At 42.8% G+C, this 17,221-nt stretch carries 14 protein-coding genes and 1 pseudogene; all 15 read right to left on the bottom strand.

Annotated features, from left to right (window positions below; all coding sequences use genetic code 11):
* Positions 1-84: 84 nt before the first annotated feature.
* The gene (gene purB, locus ACEE75_RS00860; protein ID WP_449164904.1) at positions 85-1,383 is read right to left on the bottom strand and encodes an adenylosuccinate lyase; all 1,299 of its coding nucleotides are present in this window, start codon (positions 1,381-1,383) and stop codon (positions 85-87) included.
* 248 nt (positions 1,384-1,631) lie between these two features.
* Positions 1,632-2,010 (bottom strand): annotated as a pseudogene (locus tag ACEE75_RS00855) (SRPBCC family protein).
* 72 nt (positions 2,011-2,082) lie between these two features.
* Complete coding sequence (locus ACEE75_RS00850; RefSeq protein WP_449164903.1) at positions 2,083-2,307, bottom strand: phosphoribosylaminoimidazole carboxylase; 225 nt, start codon at positions 2,305-2,307, stop codon at positions 2,083-2,085.
* A 30-nt stretch (positions 2,308-2,337) separates the two neighbouring features.
* Positions 2,338-3,405, bottom strand: a complete 1,068-nt coding sequence (gene purK, locus ACEE75_RS00845; RefSeq protein ID WP_449164902.1) for a 5-(carboxyamino)imidazole ribonucleotide synthase — start codon at positions 3,403-3,405, stop codon at positions 2,338-2,340.
* Positions 3,392-3,880 (bottom strand): 5-(carboxyamino)imidazole ribonucleotide mutase, encoded by a 489-nt coding sequence (gene purE / locus ACEE75_RS00840; protein WP_449164901.1) that lies wholly within the window; start codon positions 3,878-3,880, stop codon positions 3,392-3,394. Before purE ends, purK begins: the two co-directional genes overlap by 14 nt.
* 25 nt (positions 3,881-3,905) lie before the next feature.
* On the bottom strand, positions 3,906-5,168 hold the full coding sequence (purD, locus tag ACEE75_RS00835) for a phosphoribosylamine--glycine ligase (protein ID WP_449164900.1): 1,263 nt from the start codon (positions 5,166-5,168) through the stop codon (positions 3,906-3,908).
* Between the two features lie 162 nt (positions 5,169-5,330).
* Positions 5,331-6,671, bottom strand: a complete 1,341-nt coding sequence (locus ACEE75_RS00830) for a LysM peptidoglycan-binding domain-containing protein (protein WP_449164899.1) — start codon at positions 6,669-6,671, stop codon at positions 5,331-5,333.
* Between the two features lie 204 nt (positions 6,672-6,875).
* Positions 6,876-8,423: a bifunctional phosphoribosylaminoimidazolecarboxamide formyltransferase/IMP cyclohydrolase gene (gene purH / locus ACEE75_RS00825; protein ID WP_449164898.1), complete on the bottom strand. Its 1,548-nt coding sequence runs from the start codon at positions 8,421-8,423 to the stop codon at positions 6,876-6,878.
* A 12-nt stretch (positions 8,424-8,435) separates the two neighbouring features.
* A complete protein-coding gene (locus tag ACEE75_RS00820; protein ID WP_447574218.1) occupies positions 8,436-9,134 on the bottom strand; it encodes a GNAT family N-acetyltransferase in 699 nt (232 codons plus the stop codon).
* A 34-nt stretch (positions 9,135-9,168) separates the two neighbouring features.
* Positions 9,169-9,708 carry a phosphoribosylglycinamide formyltransferase gene (purN, locus tag ACEE75_RS00815; RefSeq protein ID WP_447574217.1) on the bottom strand — a complete coding sequence of 180 codons (540 nt, stop codon included), beginning with the start codon at positions 9,706-9,708 and terminating at the stop codon, positions 9,169-9,171.
* Positions 9,708-10,727: a phosphoribosylformylglycinamidine cyclo-ligase gene (gene purM, locus ACEE75_RS00810; protein WP_449164897.1), complete on the bottom strand. Its 1,020-nt coding sequence runs from the start codon at positions 10,725-10,727 to the stop codon at positions 9,708-9,710. Before purM ends, purN begins: the two co-directional genes overlap by 1 nt.
* A gap of 183 nt (positions 10,728-10,910) precedes the next feature.
* Positions 10,911-11,165, bottom strand: a complete 255-nt coding sequence (locus ACEE75_RS00805; protein WP_354368577.1) for a hypothetical protein — start codon at positions 11,163-11,165, stop codon at positions 10,911-10,913.
* A 2-nt stretch (positions 11,166-11,167) separates the two neighbouring features.
* Complete coding sequence (purF, locus tag ACEE75_RS00800; protein WP_447574211.1) at positions 11,168-12,625, bottom strand: amidophosphoribosyltransferase; 1,458 nt, start codon at positions 12,623-12,625, stop codon at positions 11,168-11,170.
* A gap of 121 nt (positions 12,626-12,746) precedes the next feature.
* Positions 12,747-16,466: a phosphoribosylformylglycinamidine synthase gene (locus tag ACEE75_RS00795; RefSeq protein ID WP_447574210.1), complete on the bottom strand. Its 3,720-nt coding sequence runs from the start codon at positions 16,464-16,466 to the stop codon at positions 12,747-12,749.
* Between the two features lie 21 nt (positions 16,467-16,487).
* On the bottom strand, positions 16,488-17,195 hold the full coding sequence (purC, locus tag ACEE75_RS00790; protein ID WP_447574209.1) for a phosphoribosylaminoimidazolesuccinocarboxamide synthase: 708 nt from the start codon (positions 17,193-17,195) through the stop codon (positions 16,488-16,490).
* Positions 17,196-17,221 lie beyond the last annotated feature (26 nt).

The raw sequence follows: 17,221 nt of genomic DNA, 5'->3' as shown, positions 1-17,221 counted from the left end.
TTCAGTAGAAGTTTTAGGATAAAAGTAGTATAAGCCTTCAACCTTAAACTTTCCTTAAGCTCTCAAATTATTGATAAATTGTTATTACTCACCTAATCCGATACGTTCAAAGACTTCATCTACACGTTTAGCATAGTAGTCTGGGTTGAAGAGTTCATCGATTTCTTCCTGGCTGAGTTTAGCTGTCACACGCTCATCTGCTTCAAGTAGAGGTTTAAAGTCCACTTGATTGTCCCATGATTGCGCCGTTTTGGGTTGCACCAAGTCGTAGGCTTCCTCACGGGTCATGCCTTTTTCAATCAAGCTGAGCATCACACGCTGGCTGTAAATCAAACCAAAAGTTGACTCCATATTGCGTTTCATATTTTCAGGGAAGACCGTCAAGTTCTTGACGATATTGCCAAAACGATTAAGCATATAGTTGATAAGAATAGTCGTGTCAGGTGTAATGATACGCTCCGCTGACGAGTGGGAAATATCGCGTTCGTGCCAAAGCGCCACATTTTCAAAAGCCGTCACCAAGTGACCACGCACCACGCGAGCCAGACCGGTCATATTTTCAGAGCCGATAGGGTTGCGTTTATGGGGCATAGCAGAGCTGCCCTTTTGCCCTTTAGCAAAGAACTCTTCAACTTCACGTTGTTCAGATTTCTGTAACCCACGGATCTCTGTCGCCATACGCTCGATAGACGTTGCAATCAAGGCTAGGGCTGAGAAATATTCTGCATGAAGGTCACGAGGAAGGACCTGAGTCGAAATTTCCTGCGGACGAATACCCAATTTACCACAAACATACTCTTCCACAAATGGAGGAATGTTAGCAAAGTTTCCAACCGCACCTGAGATTTTACCAGCTTCAACTCCCTTGGCCGCCACATCAAAACGCTCCATGTTGCGTTTCATTTCGCTATACCAAGTCGCCAGTTTCAGACCGAAGGTCGTTGGCTCCGCATGAACACCGTGGGTCCGCCCCATCATGATGGTGTACTTGTGCTCACGCGCCTTGTCAGCGATGATATTGGTAAAGTTTTCAAGGTCGCGACGGATAATGTCGTTGGCCTGCTTGTAGAGGTAGCCGTAAGCCGTATCCACCACATCGGTCGAAGTCAGACCGTAGTGGACCCACTTGCGTTCCTCGCCAAGACTTTCCGAAACCGCACGCGTGAAAGCCACCACATCGTGACGAGTTTCCTCTTCAATCTCTAAAATGCGGTCGATGTCAAAAGTTGCCTTCTCACGAATCAAGGCCACATCTTCCTTGGGAATCTCACCCAACTCAGCCCAAGCCTCATCTGCGAGGATTTCCACCTCCAACCAAGCCTTGTACTTGTTCTCTTCACTCCAAATAGCCGCCATCTCAGGACGGGAATAACGTTCGATCATATGTATGATACAGAGGGCGCTAAGAAAACGAGAGAAAAATAGGAAACTGACGCTGTGTGCTAGCGCACAAGACAGTTTATCTTTTTTCCGACGCTTCTAGCCCGAGTTCAAATACTCGAATCTGCCCTCTCTCCTTTCCATTTATTTTATAATTTTATTGCTTAAGGAAGTCCGTAGCCTGTATTCAGTTCAGAGAATACGATGCTCTTTCTTTTCGGTTCTCTATTCTATTTTACTTGCAGTTCTTTTTATAAATCTCGGAAATACTGCTTTTGTTGCTTTCTTAGATAAAGCCAGACAAATGGTGTCAAGATAACATTTTTAACAGTGACATTTTCTGTAAAATCTAGGACAGTTTGCCCATCATGATAATCAAACTGTCCTAGCCAAGTGCCTTGGAGATTTTTATTTTCAAACTTAAGTTCCCAGAGCTTGTACAAATCGACTTTGGTCACCTTAAAATTTGTCTGAATACCGTTCTGGTAGTATTCAATAAATTGGCTATCATCTCTACTTTTCAAATTGCCCAAAATGACTTCTTCAAGTTTAATTCGATAAGTCTATTACAATTTCCCATACCTTATCAATGGGATGAAAAAAAGTTACTTTCATATTATGTTTTACCATAAATTTACTCCTAGTTCATTTAACCACTAGATTGGCATAAATATGGCATAGATCCCTAAAAATATTATATCCTCACTCAAACTCCTCTTTACCTATTGCAACAGATGGATAATGTCCCATTTTGGAAAGATCCCTATCTAATGGCAAGTCATAAATAGCAAGATAATCATTGGGATACTGTATCTGTAACTCTGCCATCTTTTCAGAAATAGACTGCTCATTTTTAGAAGCAAAAACAACTTCAACCACGCCAGTTTTATGACTTTCAACAAAGGCATGAACAATAATTTTAATCACAGAAATCCCCCCTTTATAACTTTCCGCTCCCTACATCTCTACCTCAGTATCCTCTGTCAACACCGTCACATGTCCCATTTTGCGATTGTGCTTCGCTTCTAGTTTACCATAAAAGTGGGGGTGGGCGGTAGGGTTTTCTTGAAGAAAGGTTTGAGCTGCTTCCATGTCTTGTCCTAGGACGTTGATCATAACGGCTGGAGAAAGCAGGCGGATAGGAGGTAGAGGCTGTCCTAGAATGCCTCGGATATGGGTATCAAACTGTGAAAAATCACAGGCTTCAATCGAATAGTGTCCCGAATTATGTGGGCGAGGGGCGATTTCGTTAACCAGAATATCCTGCCCTGCCACAAACATTTCAACGCAGAGGGTGCCTGCTAAATGGAGCTTGTCAGCAATTTGCAGAGCCATAGTTTTGGCTTTTTCAGCAAGTTCATCTGAAATACGGGCAGGCACGATAGTTTTGTAAAGAATATTATTTCGGTGGATATTTTCCTGTACAGGAAAGACGGTGTAGTCAGAGCCATTGCCAGACACAAGGACGGAGATTTCCAGGTCGAAATTCACAAACTCTTCCAAAACACACTCAGCAGAGTTAGCTAACTGACTAGCCTCTACCAAGTCCGCCTCTTCTCGAATAACCTTCTGCCCATGTCCGTCATAGCCCCCAGTCGCTGTCTTTAAGACATAGTTTTTGCTGAGGTCCAGTCCTTCTAGGTCTAGGCTAGAAGTGACGACTTTGTAGGGGGCGACTTGCACGCCAGCTTTTTTTGCCAAAAAATCCTTCTCAAAAATACGGTTCTGGGAAATGCGGAGGAGGTCTGTCCCCTGGGGGAGCTGGCCGTCCTTGATGACCGCGTCCAGTCCGTCGGCATCGACATTTTCAAACTCGTAGGTCAGGACATCGCACCGATCCGCCAACTGTTTGAGGGCCGCCACATCGTGATAGGGAGCGACGATGACCTCGCTGACCTTGGAGGCTGGGCAATCCGCCGCGGGATCCAGTGTGATCACCTTATGGCCCATGTAAATGGCGGAAATAGCCATCATCTGACCCAGCTGACCGCCACCGATAATTCCGATTGTTTTAGATGAGGTCATCTGTCATCGCCTCCGCAATTTTTTCCTGTTCCTTGGCAAAACCTGCCAGCTGAGCCGCAATGGTTTGATCTTCAATGGAGAGAATGCGAAGAGCTGTCAGGGCTGCGTTGGTGGCACCTGCTTCGCCGATCGCCATGGTCGCAACAGGCACACCACCCGGCATCTGCACGATAGAGTAGAGCGAATCCACTCCGCTAAGGGCACGGGACTGGACAGGAACACCGATGACAGGCAGGGTGGTCTTGGCTGCTACCATACCTGGCAAATGTGCTGCACCACCCGCTCCTGCGATGATGACCTTGATGCCACGACCACGCGCCTCTTCGGCATGACGGAACATGAGGTCTGGTGTGCGGTGGGCAGAGACCACTTTCTTTTCATAGGCTACGCCAAATTTGTCCAGCACATCTGCTGCTTTTTTCATGGTTTTCCAGTCGGAACTAGACCCCATGATGATGGAAATTGGAATGTTCATACTTGTCTTTCCTTTTCTGTATCCCTTATTTTACGGCCTTACTTCCAATATCTGTCCGATAAAAGAGTCCTGTCGTATCCTGATTTTTCAGCTCAAGGTAAATTTTTTCCTGGGCTTCTTGGACGGTGTCTGCTGTGGTGACTAGCATATAAACCCGACCGCCGTTTGATAGCAGTGCTCTGCTATTTTCCGCAAAACGAGCCCCTGCATAGTAAGTGATGATATCACCCTCGGTCTTAGACGGCAAGGTCACACCTTTTTCATAATCCAGAGGGTAGCCATTTGATGCCACAACTACCCCCAGCGTCACGCCGCCGTCTAGCCAAGTAATCTGTGGCTCTCTACCTTCTAAAATATCAGTGATATTTTGGGCAAAGTCTGATGTCAAACGAGGCAAGATAATTTGGGTTTCAGGATCCCCAAAGCGAGCGTTAAACTCGATAACCTTAGGCCCTTGCTCCGTCAAAATCAAGCCTGCATAGAGAATCCCAAGATATGGACGACCTTCTGCTATCATCCCATTAAGAACAGGCTTGATGATGGTGTCAACTGCCGTGTCCACCACACTTTGAGGAAGATGAGGAACTGGCGCATAAGCCCCCATACCACCTGTGTTTGGTCCCTTATCCCCGTCAAAGGCACGTTTGTGATCTTGGGCAGTCGGCATAATGTAGAACTTATCACCGTTGACAAAGGCAAAGAGAGAGAACTCCTCACCTGCCAAGAACTCCTCAATGACCACACGCGCACCTGAGTCACCGAACTTATTGTCTAAAAGCATATCACGCGCCGCATCGACTGCTTGCTCAACAGTTTCTGCAACCACTACACCTTTTCCTAGCGCTAAGCCATCTGCCTTCACCACAATTGGTGCGCCTTGCTTTTCGATATAGGCTTTAGCTTCTTCGAAATCTGAAAATGTGCCATAGGCTGCAGTTGGAACGTCGTACTTGACCATGATTTCCTTGGCAAAGTCTTTTGACCATTCCAGCTCTGCGGCTAATTTTTTAGGACCAAAGGCTTTTAGTCCTACCTGTTCAAAATCATCGACAATACCTGCTGCTAAGGCATCATCTGGACCAATAAAGGTCCAAGAAATGTCATTTTCTTTGGCAAAGGCAATCAATTTAGAATGTTCGGAAATTCCGATATCAACCAAATCCAGACCATCCAAGGCCATACCATCATTTCCAGGAGCGACAAAAACCTGCTCGACACTGTCAGATTCTAATAATTTCTTTGCGATCGCATGCTCACGACCGCCAGACCCCACAACAAGTAACTTCACAGATGAAACCTCATTTCACGAATTTTATATACCGATTATACCAAAAACAATCGTCTATTTCCAATAAAATCTGGTAGTTATAAGGAGAATTGATAAAAGAGTTCGGTTCATAACAAAAAATCAACCAAGGCTTACGCTGGCTGATTTTCTAAAAATAATAGATTACCCATTAAAAGAAATGTGAACGTGATCATAGTGATTTTCTGTCACACTGCCACGATCTGGCATGAGATTCCAAGTGTTAGCTGGACCATAGATATTGTTCACTGGGGCATAAAATTGTTGCTCCCAAATAATATAAGAAATATTGGCAGAAGCCATATTATCAATAGCGTATTGAGCTACTTGATCGCCTAAATCTGACCCTACTGGTACCATGACATCAACAGCAAGACCTTGTCCGTGATCTTGAGGATCTCCTGCACGGTAGCCCCCGATATCACTGATTCCAAATTGATTAGCCACAGCTTGTTGGAAGCTAGCTGCCACAGGTTGAAGACCAGTACTATTGACCGCAACATTAGTTTGACTAGGCGTTGCCGCCTCACTTGTAACAGTTGTAACTTCTGATACTGGTTGAGCTTCTGAATGCACAACCTCTGAGCTAGCGACATATTCACTAGCAGGAGTTTGATTGACAATATCAGCTGTCAAGCTAGCAACCGTACTACTGTCTGAATTAACAGAAGTTGCTTCTTCGGAAGTTACTGCCTCAGAACTAGCCGTAGGAGAAGCGGGAGCAACCTCTGAGCTAGCGACATATTCACTAACAGGAGTTTGATTGACAATATCGGCTGTCAAGCTAGCAACCGTACTACTGTCTGAGGTAACAGAAGCTACTTCTTCTGAAGTTACTGCCTCAGAACTAGCCGTAATAGAAGCAGGAGCAATCTCTGAGCTGGCGACATATTCGCTAGCTGGAGTTTGATTGACAATATCAGCTGTCAAGCTAGCAACTGTACTGCTATCAGAGTTAACAGAAGCTGATTCTTCGGAAGAAACCTGCTCAGAATTTGCAAGTGCTGTGGTCGCTGGTGCAGATGAAGCGACTGCTTGCTCTGAAACTGCTTCTGATATTGGTTTTAAATCAACAACTTGATCTTGCATCACTACTTGTTGACTAGCTAAATCAGCAGTGGCAACCACTTCATTTTGCAGTGGATTTTCTGTTGGAACTGAAATTTCAACAGAAGTGGCTTGATGATTTTGATCATAAACCGTTTTTAAGACAGTATTTGGAAAAATGAGATCCACATTGGCAATCTGATTAATTTGTGCGAGAACCGCTAAATCAATCTCCATCGCCTCAGCAATGCTACTCAGAGTATCCCCGTATTGAATCGTGTAGGTCACACTATTATTTTCTTCAATCAGATTTGCTTTAACTTCTTCTACAGTACGCGCTGTCCAGATGCCATCTTGCTCATCAGCTTTAGCATGACTAGCTGCAAATAGTGATAACGTCAGTGTTGAAGCAAGGACAATTTTTTTATTAATAAACATTTTTCTTCCCTTTCGTTCTCTCGATAGAAAATATCTTAACATAAATTTTGAGTAAAAAATGTCTATTTAAGGCTTCTTAAAGAAACTGTATCATAGATGTAACATTTTGATACACTTGTCATAAACTACTAATTAATAGTAATCCAAACAAAAAGAAGCTGGAAAATTCCAGCCTCTCATGATTCTATTTTTTAAATATCAGGTTTAATGACGGAAATGTCTTACGCCTGTAAAGATCATGGTCAAGCCATGTTTGTTAGCAGCATCGATAGAGTCTTGGTCACGCACAGAACCACCCGGTTGGATGATGGCTTTAATGCCTGCGGCTGCAATTTCTTCGATATTATCTGCAAATGGGAAGAAAGCATCTGAAGCAAGGACAGCTCCCTCAAGACGCTCCTTAGCCTGCTCAATAGCGATACGAACAGAGGCAACACGATTGGTTTGACCAGGGCCAACACCAAGTGTCATCTTGTCATTTGTGACAATAATACCATTTGATTTGACATATTTACAAGCTTTCCAAGCAAACTCAAGTGCAGCTTGTTCTTGTTCTGTTGGTTGACGGTCTGTCACCACTTGCCAATCAGATGGATCCTCTGCAATGACATCTTGGTTTTGTACCAAAAGACCTCCGACAACACCCGTGTACTCTTTTTCAATCTCACTCTCATCTTGCGCATCAAAAGCCAACTCAAGAAGACGGAGATTTTTCTTCTTATTGGTTAAAATAGCTAGCGCTTCTTCTGTATAGCTCGGTGCAATGATGATTTCTAAGAAAATCGGGTGCATCTTTTCAGCCGTCGCAGCATCTACTTCTCTGTTCAGCACAACTATGCCTCCGAAAATGGATACTGGATCAGCTTCATAAGCATAATCCCAAGCTGTCTCGATGTCATCGGCTTGACCGATGCCACATGGGTTCATGTGCTTGAGTGCCACAACCGTTGGACGGTCTTTAAAATCACGGATAATACGAATCGCCGCATCCGCATCACGGATGTTATTGAAAGAGAGTTCCTTACCGTTGCGCTGTTTAGCTGATGCAATCGAATAGTCCGTCGGAATCGCTGATTGGTAGAAGTCGGCATCTTGCTGCGGGTTTTCACCGTAGCGCATTGGTTGTTTGAGATCGTAAGTGATCGTCAATTTTTCAGGCTTGGTTTCACCAACTTGTGCCGTAAAGTACTCTGCAATCAAGGCATCGTAAGCTGCTGTATGACGGAAGACTTTTGCTGCTAGGCGTTGACGCGTTTCATAAGTTGTTTCTCCATCTGCTGACAATTCATCAAGCACTACAGCATAGTCTGCTGGATCAACAACAACGGTCACACTAGCATGGTTTTTGGCTGCGGAGCGAAGCATTGAAGGTCCACCGATATCAATATTTTCAACCGCATCGGCATAAGTCACATCTGGTTTGAGGATGGTTTCCTTAAAAGGATAGAGGTTAACCACCACTAAGTCAATCAAGCCAATTTCATGATCTTGAGCCGCCTGCAAGTGACTTTCTGTGTCACGACGTGCCAACAGCCCACCATGGATTTTCGGATGAAGCGTCTTAACACGACCATCCATCATTTCAGGAAAACCTGTTACATCATCAATCGCAATGGTTTTAACCCCAGCATTATCAAGGGCAACCTTTGTCCCTCCAGTTGAGATAATCTCCCAACCAAGTTTTGTCAATTCTTGGGCAAAGTCAACAATGCCCGCCTTATCTGATACGCTAATCAGTGCGCGTTTAGTCATTTATTTTTCCTTTCATACGTGAATATCTTGTAACGAAACAATCTGTCGACCATCTGCTGTAAAATTATCATCAGATAACCATTTTTCTAGTCTTAATTTATTTACTCTCCACTCACTATCTAACAGTGAAAACCAATCGGTATCACGATTTCGTCCTTTATTAATGAGTGCTTGTCTAAAAGTTCCTTCATAAGTAAAGCCTAAACGTCGTGCAGCCTGATGAGATGGTTTATTTAAATGATCACATTTCCATTCATAACGACGATACCCCATCGTTTCAAAAACATATGCCATCACTAAAAATTGCGCTTCAGTAGCCATACGTGTTCGTTGAAGTTGGTTAGAATAGATTACCCAACCCATCTCAATCACACCATTCACTTGATCATTACGCATTAAGGCAAATGTTCCCAAAGCTTGATGCGTTTTCAGATCAACAATAGCTAAATAATAAGGATCTTGAGAATCAATTTTCTCTCTAATAAACTCTTGGTAATCGGTAAAAGATTCAAAACGATCAATTGGTAAATAGGTCCAATTTTCTTTCGGGGAAGTCGGTCCATAAACTTCATAAAGCGAAGCTATATGTTTGTCACTCAATTTTTCAACTTTAACAGTCTTACCTAGCAGTTCTGTAATCTTTGGAACACTTCCACCTGAAAAATCCTCAACCAAGTCTCCAATAGTTTGACCATAGTCATTAACTGGCATATAAACTCCTCTCTGAGGCCGCCTACCTTTTTAGTTAGATAAGAGATTGGATAACTTCTGGATAGAGCTGGTATTCTGCTTCGTGAATGCGAGCCTCGAAACTTTCAATGGTATCATCTGGTAGGCGCGGCACACGTACTTGTTTGATGATTTTGCCCGTGTCCACACCGCTGTCAACCCAGTGGATAGTCACACCAGACTGGTCAACTCCTGCTTCCCAAGCATCTTCAATACCGTGAGCTCCTGGAAATTCAGGAAGGTAGGCAGGGTGGATATTGATGATACGACCTTCATAAGCCGCTAGCAAAGTCGGACCAACAATCTTCATATAACCAGCCAAGCAAACCAAGTCAATGCCATATTGTTCAAGTAACGCAACGATTGCCTCTTCGTAGGCGACTTTGTTATCAAACTCCTTGAGTTCAAACGTATGCGCTGTCACACCAAGCTTTTCTGCACGCTCTAAGACATAAGCATCTCGGTGATCTGAAAAGACAACGTCAACGGGAAATTGCTCTGCAATTACCTGAAAGTTTGAGCCATTGCCAGAAGCAAAAACTGCGATTTTTTTCATTACTTAATCACCACACTTGCATCAGATTTTTTCACGATGCGACCAAGTTCATAAACAGGCTCGTCAAGCAAGGCTTTCACGCGCTCAACCTTGTCAGGGCTAACTGCCAACATCAAACCGATACCCATATTGAAGATTTCAAACATTTCTTCGTGTTTGATGCTACCGTATGTTTCAAGAGCTTTGAAAATTGGAAGAACAGGAACGTTATCTTCTTCAATTTCAGCCGCTAAATCATCCGCAAACATACGTGGGACATTTTCAATGAAACCACCTCCAGTGATGTGGGCAATACCGTTAACTAACTCTTCCTTTATAAGTGGCAGCACCGCTTTCACATAGATGCGTGTCGGTTCAAGAAGAACGTCTTTCAACGGTTTACCTTCAAGATCTGGCAGGACCTCGTCACCCGTATAATCAGCAAAGACACGACGAACCAGTGAATAACCATTTGAGTGAATGCCGCTTGAAGCAAGACCAAGAAGAACATCGCCTTCAGCAACTTTTGAACCGTCAATGATTTGTGATTTTTCAGCCACACCGACAGCAAATCCAGCCAAGTCATAATCGTCTTCACCGTACATACCAGGCATTTCAGCAGTTTCACCACCGATCAAAGCAGCACCGGCTTGGACACAGCCTTCGGCAACACCAGCTACAACTTGCTCTAGTTTTTCAGGGATATTTTTCCCAGTAGCAACATAGTCAAGGAAGTAAAGGGGTTCAGCACCTGCTGCAATGATATCGTTGACACACATGGCCACACAGTCCTGACCAATAGTGTCGTGCTTATCATACTTGATGGCAAGCATAAGTTTAGTCCCAACACCGTCCGTTCCTGAGATAAGAACAGGCTCTTTAACACCTGTTTGGCTAAGGTCAAACATACCACCAAAGCCACCTAAAGCTCCCATAACCCCTGCACGCTCTGTACGAGCTACATGCTTTTTAATACGTTCAACAACTTCATAACCCGCTTCAACATCAACACCAGATTGAGCATAAGCATTTTTTGTCATAATATTTTTCCTTCTCTTTTTTTGTCAAAAAACCATTTTGGAGATTGCGACGTTTTTTCAGTCAAACCATCATTTCGACTGAAAAAACTAGTCAGGTCTTTAGCTTTGGTCCCATAGGACAAAGCGTCCACTGACAAATGCTTTAGCCTTTAGTCAGTGGTAAGACGTGGGGCGTAAGCATTTTTATTTTCTGTCATTTTCTTTCCTTTCTTTGGAAATAGCAGAGCTGTCTTCTAACTTGATCTGCTTTTCTAACTCAATTCGAAGTCCATGATGTTGCCAGGCAGAAACACCTAAAATAACAGCTACCAACATTGGTAACCAAGCTTTTGAAAAGCCATGTTGAAACCAATTCCAGATACCACTACCAAGACCAATCAACACCAAGACGATTTCAGCGAAGACGAAACGCTTCAGCCTTGAAAGAATTTTTATCACTACTATTTCTTCACATTTTCAATATAAAAGCTTGTCTTTTCCTCTAAACTTCGAAGGTACTCTTCTTCATAATCATAAAGAGGGGTAGGATAATTCCCATCAAAGTAAGCAACGCAAAGCCCACCATTTGGTGCATCAGTTTCCAGACCAATTGAGTCCACTAAGCCTTCTAAAGAAAGGTAGGTTAAACTATCTGCACCAATAATCTCACAGACTTCATCAACCGTATGATTAGCAGAAATTAACTCTCGACGCGTTTGGATATCAATCCCATAAAAACAAGGGTATTTTAACTCAGGGCTACCAATGGCAACATGGACTTCCTTAGCCCCAGCATCACGAAGTAACTGAACAATGCGTCGGGAAGTGGTTCCACGAACAATCGAGTCATCTATCATAACCACGCGCTTATCCTTCACCACACTAGAGACCGCTGATAACTTCATACGAACACCTTGCTCACGCAACTCTTGTGTTGGTTGAATAAAAGTCCGCTGAGTGTATTGATTTTTAATCAAGCCCATCTCATTTGGTAAACCTGACTCTTCTGCAAACCCCATAGCAGCTGAAAGTGAGGAATTGGGAACCCCCACAACAATATCGGCTTCATGTTGAAATTCTTGAGCTAAACGACGCCCCATATTTTTACGAGCAGTATGGACATTTACCCCATGAATGACTGAGTCAGGACGAGCAAAGTAAACATACTCCATTGAACAGATAGCCAATTGTGTATCTGTGGTATAGGTGTCATAGTAAATCCCGCTATCATCAATAACAACAATCTCACCAGGCTCAACATCACGCACCCACTCTGCACCAACAACTTCAAAGGCACATGTTTCACTTGCAACAACCCAGGCACCATTTTTCATTTTCCCAATTGAAAGGGGACGAAAACCATTTGGATCTAAAGCAGCAACTAACTTATCCTCTAACATCAGAAGATAAGCAAAGCCCCCTTTTACAGTATTTAATGCTTCCTTGATTTTACCCATAAAATCTGGATTATGGCTACGTCTAATCAAGTGCATCAAAATTTCTGTATCTGATGAACTTGAAAAAATAGCACCACTTCGTTCCAACTCCGCTTTTAATGTCAAGGTATTGGTCAAGTTTCCGTTATGAGCCAAACCAATCTGCATATCTGTAAAATTAAACAAGAAAGGCTGGATGTTATCGATAGAAGCTGCTCCAGCAGTAGCATAACGAACATGCCCAATTGCAGCTTGTCCTGTTAGCTTCTCTAAATCAGCAGTATTTTTAAAGACTTCTGATACTAAACCAGTGCCACGGTGGCGATGAAGTTGACCCTTGTCATTAGACAAGATGCCAGCTCCTTCTTGACCACGGTGTTGTAAACTATGAAGGCCAAAATACGTGACCTGAGCCGCTTGTGGATGTCCCCAAATCCCAAAAACTCCACATTCTTCATTAAGCGATTTTACTTCATATGTCATCATTCTTTTTCCTTTGCATTTCTTGCACTAGCAAAAATGCGTAAACCTACAGCTAGGATATCATCCCCAGCCTTTTCTGTCATCTAGCTAGAGCAGGCATTTTTTTGCCTAGCCCACTAGCTTATTTTCCTGTAAAGTAAGCAACAGCGCTACGGAACAAATGCTGATCTTTATTTCCTGGGATATTTTGGAAAAGACCATCTTCGTAACGTTCTGAATGTCCCATCTTACCAATGATTTGACCGTTCTTGCTCGTGATTCCCTCAATCGCATGACTTGAGCCGTTTGGATTGTACTTAGAATCCATACTTGGTTGCCCTGCAAAGTCAACGTACTGGCTAAAGATTTGACCATTCTCTCGTAGCTGTTCGAACTCTTGATCCGTTACCACAAACTTACCTTCCCCATGAGAAACTGGAATAGCATGGATATCACCGACTTCCACACCAGCAAGCCACGGTGAGTTAGTGTTGGCAATTCGTGTTTCAACCATTTTTGCCACGTGCTGGTTAGCATCGTTATAAAAGAGGGTTGGTGATGTTTCAGTAGCATCTTCAAAGTTCCCGTATGGAAGTAAGCCTGACTTGACAAGAGCTTGGAAACCATTACAGATACCAATAATCAGCCCACCTTTTGCAATAAAGCTGTCAATAGCAGCGCGAACTTTCTCGTTTAACAAGATATTAACGATAAACTTAGCCGAACCGTCAGGCTCATCTGCTGCAGAGAATCCACCTGCAAAGAATAGGATGTTGGCCTTTTCGATATTAGCAACCATTTCTTCGATAGATTGAGTAATCACCTCTTGGTTAAGTGTTCTAAATGGAACAAGATTAACCTTAGCGCCCTCTTGTTCAAAAGCTTTAGCCGAATCATATTCAGAGTTTGTTCCTGGAAAGACTGGGATATATACCACAGGTTCTGCTACAGAACTATTAGCTTTAATAACAGCATCTGAAACGACTTTAGGAACCTCTTTGAGTTCTTTGTCTTGTTCAAAAACTGTAGGATAAACTGACTCCAGAGTACCCTCAAAAGCTGATGCTAAGTTCGAACCAGATAAAACTTGTCCATTCAAACTAATATCGTGATCCAGCGTTGTGAATCCAATCTTATCGACACCATCAATGTCGTCTGGGCTCGTAAAGACAAAACCACCTAATTGCCCTTGTAAGACATGCTCTAGATCTGATACGGTCACTTCTGCACCAATGCGGTTACCAAAGCTCATCACTGCAAGACTTTCTAGAAGACCACCATATTTAATAGCTGAAGCTGCGGTGATACTATACTCCTCTTGCAAGGTTGAAAAGCTGATAAAGTTAGACTTAATCCGCTCAAAATCAATATCTACTGCTAACTCCACGCCTCTGATATAGTAAATATAATCTCCAACTGCTTTAAATTCTGGAGAAAGCACACGGTCTGCCTGACCTGTTGTCACACCGAATGCCACCAAGGTCGGAGGAACCGTTAACTCCTCAAAAGTTCCAGACATGGAGTCCTTACCACCAATAGATGGCAGTCCCAGTTGAATTTGAGCTTCAATAGATCCCAAAAGAGCCGCAACAGGTTTTCCAAAACGCTCAGCTTCTTTATCCATGCGTTCAAAATACTCTTGGTAAGAAAAACGTGCCTTAGACCATTGCGCACCAGTAGCAACTAAACGTGCTGTCGCTTCAATAACAGCATAGGCTGCACCATGATAAGGAGACCAAGAGGCAATATAAGGATTATAACCCTGTGCCATAACAGAAACTGTATTAGTCACCCCAGTTTGTACTGGTAATTTTTGAACCGAACTCTCCGTTGGGGTAATTTGAAAACGTCCACCAAGAGGGTGATTGACAGTCGAACGTCCAACAGAGCTATCAAACATCGTCTGCAAGCCTTTTTGACTAGCATGATTAAGATCTGACAATACCTTAACAGCATCTTGTTCTAGAGTTTCTTTAGAGGTAGTCACCTGATAAGGTTGAGAGAGTTCACTATCAACAACACGCGCATCCACCTCTACACGAACACCATTAGTGTCAAGGAAAGAACGTTCAATATCAACAATTTTTTGACCATTCCAAGTCATCACAAGATTCGCCTTTTCAGTCACTTTTGCGACAACAACTGCTTGGATATTTTCTTTTTCAGACTCAGCGATAAATCGTTCAACATCCTTAGGAGCAACGACCACTGCCATACGCTCTTGTGATTCAGAAATCGCAATCTCTGTTCCATTAAGTCCCGCATATTTAAGTGGCACTTGATTAAGGTCAATTTCAAGACCATCAGCTAACTCACCAATAGCCACACAGACACCGCCTGCTCCAAAATCGTTAGATTTTTTGATTAATTGGGTAACAGCTGGATTACGGAAAAGGCGTTGAATTTTACGCTCTTCAATAGCATTTCCTTTTTGGACTTCTGCCCCAGCAGTTTCTACCGATTGTACCGTTTGAACCTTAGATGAACCTGTAGCACCACCGATACCATCTCGCCCTGTTTTACCTCCAAGTAAGATAACAACATCACCTGCTTCAGGTTTAAGACGACGCACATTATCTTTTGGTGCCGCCCCCACTACAGCTCCAAGCTCCATACGTTTGGCAACAAAACCTGGATGGAAATATTCACGAACATAAGTTGTCGCAAGGCCAATCTGGTTTCCATAAGATGAATAACCATGTGCTGCAGTTTTAGAAATCACCTGCTGAGGAAGTTTCCCTTGACGTGTCTCTGCAATCGTCTCTGTAATATCACCCGCTCCAGAAATACGCATAGCTTGGTAAACATAGGAACGACCTGACAAAGGATCACGAATCGCACCACCGATACAAGTAGCAGCGCCTCCGAAAGGTTCAATTTCTGTCGGATGGTTGTGGGTTTCATTTTTAAACATCAACAACCATGGCTCTTTAACACCATCAACATCAACTTCAATTTCAACAGAACAAGCATTGATCTCATCAGATACTTCCATATCATCTAAACGCCCATTAGCACGCTCATAGCGCCCAAAGATAGTAGCCATGTCCATTAAGGTTTGTGGCTTTTCAGTACGTCCTAACTCCTGACGCATTGCTATGTACTTATCATATGTCGCTTGCAATTGTTTTTCAAAAGCTGACGCTGAGAAGTCAATTTTCTTTAATTCCGTTTCAAAGGTCGTATGACGGCAATGGTCAGACCAGTAAGTGTCCAAAACTTTCAACTCTGTCTCAGTTGGCACACGCCCAATAGATTTAAAGTAATCTTGGATAAAGAGTAAATCGTCCACTTCCATAGCCAGACCTTCTTGAGCCTTATAAGCCTTAAAATCTTCTGCTGTATAAGTTTCAAAAATCTCTAAGTTAGGAATAGTTGTTGATGAGGCTGAGTAGCCTTCCAAAACCAAGGCTTTCTCCATATCCTTAAAGCGTGAATCGACAGGGTTTAACAGATACTTTTTAATCGACTCAAGCTCAGAGGATGAAATATCAGCATTAACCACATATAGTTGAGCTGTTTTGACTGTAACATCTTTAGCTCCTAGTAAGAAAAGCGCCTCTTGGCTACTCGCTGCACGTTGATCAAACTGACCAGGTAAAGCCTCAATCGCAAAATACACTTGATGAAAAAGCTCTGCCACAGCATCGTCTGCTAAGATATTATCTGTCACAGGCTCAGAAAAAAGGTGTTGTTCAGCCTGCCCAAAAAGCTCTTCTTCTAAACCAAAAACATCATAAACCTGTACCAAACGCAGATGTTTCAAACTCGTTAACTGCAGGTTATGAATTAATTCTGCCAGTAAAGATTCTGCTTTAATCTGAAAATTATCCTTTTTCTCAACGAAAATACGTTTATCCATCTGGAACTCCCAAATCCTTCCTTATTTCAACTCTTGTAACTTTTCTAAAACGACAGTATAGACATCTGTGATGGAGCCAATATTACGACGAAAGACATCTTTATCCATATGATTACCCTCTGCATCCCAAAGGCGGCTCGTATCTGGAGATACTTCATCTGCTAAAATAATTTTGCCATCTGCCGTGCGTCCAAACTCCAATTTATAATCAATCAAAGTCAAACCAATTTGAGCAAACAAGTCTGTCAAGACAGCATTGATTTTACGTGTTTCCTCTTTCAAGAAAGCTAGCTCATCAGCACTTGCAATTTCTAAAAAGGCAACATGCTCATCATTGATAAAAGGATCATCCAAATCATCATTTTTGTAATAAAATTCCAAAATCGGTTGCTCAAGTTTGATGCCTTCATCTACACCAAAACGTTTTGAAAAGGAACCCGCTGTATAGTTGCGTAATACTACTTCTAGTGGAATAATCTCTACTTTTTGATTTAGTTGCTCTGTTTCGGACACTTGCTTTATGAAATGCGTCGCAATTCCTGCTGCATTTAAGTGTTCAAAAATCAATGATGAAATTTGGTTATTCAGTTTCCCTTTACCATCCACCGTCTCTTTTCTAGCACCATTAAGCATTGTGGCTTGATCTTTATACTGAGCCAAAATAATATTTTCATCTTCTGTTGCGAAAATATCCTTTGCTTTCCCCGAATAAATCAACTCTCTCGACATATTTTTGTTCGCCTTTCGTTTTTATC

This window comes from Streptococcus sp. 11273D007BT, assembly GCF_053547195.1.
This window is presented reverse-complemented; position numbering and strand designations above follow the sequence as displayed.